This is a genomic window from Shewanella sp. S1-49-MNA-CIBAN-0167 (assembly GCF_040310145.1).
GTDB classification, from domain to species: domain Bacteria; phylum Pseudomonadota; class Gammaproteobacteria; order Enterobacterales; family Shewanellaceae; genus Shewanella; species Shewanella psychromarinicola.
On the sequence record NZ_JBEOPO010000109.1, the window covers coordinates 1 to 709 of the forward strand.

At 48.2% G+C, this 709-nt stretch carries 1 pseudogene; it reads left to right on the forward strand.

Annotation, left to right across the window (positions count from 1 at the left end):
- Window positions 1-709: pseudogene (locus AAEZ00_RS20595) on the forward strand (hypothetical protein); the annotation flags it as partial.

Genomic DNA, 709 nt, shown 5'->3' on the forward strand with positions numbered 1-709 from the left:
TTGCCGCGGTTGTCAAAGCGCCAGAGACATCAGCCAGCTCAACTGAAGAGTCAACTGAAGATGATATCGATTCATTACTAGCCGAGTTTGATATGCCGGCAGAGTCAGATGATGTTGCTGCGGCTGTCAAAGCGCCAGAGACATCAGCCGGCTCAACTGAAAATTCAACTGAAGATGATATCGATTCATTACTAGCCGAGTTTGATATGCCGGCAGAGTCAGATGATGTTGCCGCGGCTGTCAAAGCGCCAGAGACATCAGCCGGCTCAACTGAAAATTCAACTGAAGATGACATCGATTCATTACTAGCTGAGTTTGATATGCCGGCAGAGTCAGATGATGTTGCTGCGGATGTTAACGCGACAGAGACATCAGCAGATTCAACTGAAGAGTCAACTGAAAATTCAACTGAAGATGATATCGATTCATTACTCGCCGATTTTGATATGCCGGCAGAGTCAGACGATGTTGCCGCGGCTGTCAACGCGCCAGAGACATCAGTAGGCTCAACTGAAGAGTCAACTGAAGATGATATCGATTCATTACTCGCCGAGTTTGATATGCCGGCAGAGTCAGATGATGTTGCTGCGGCTGTCAAAGCGCCAGAGACATCAGCCGGCTCATCAGCAGACTCAACTGAAGATGATATCGATTCATTACTCGCCGAGTTTGATATGCCGGCAGAGTCAGATGATGTTGCTGCGGCTGT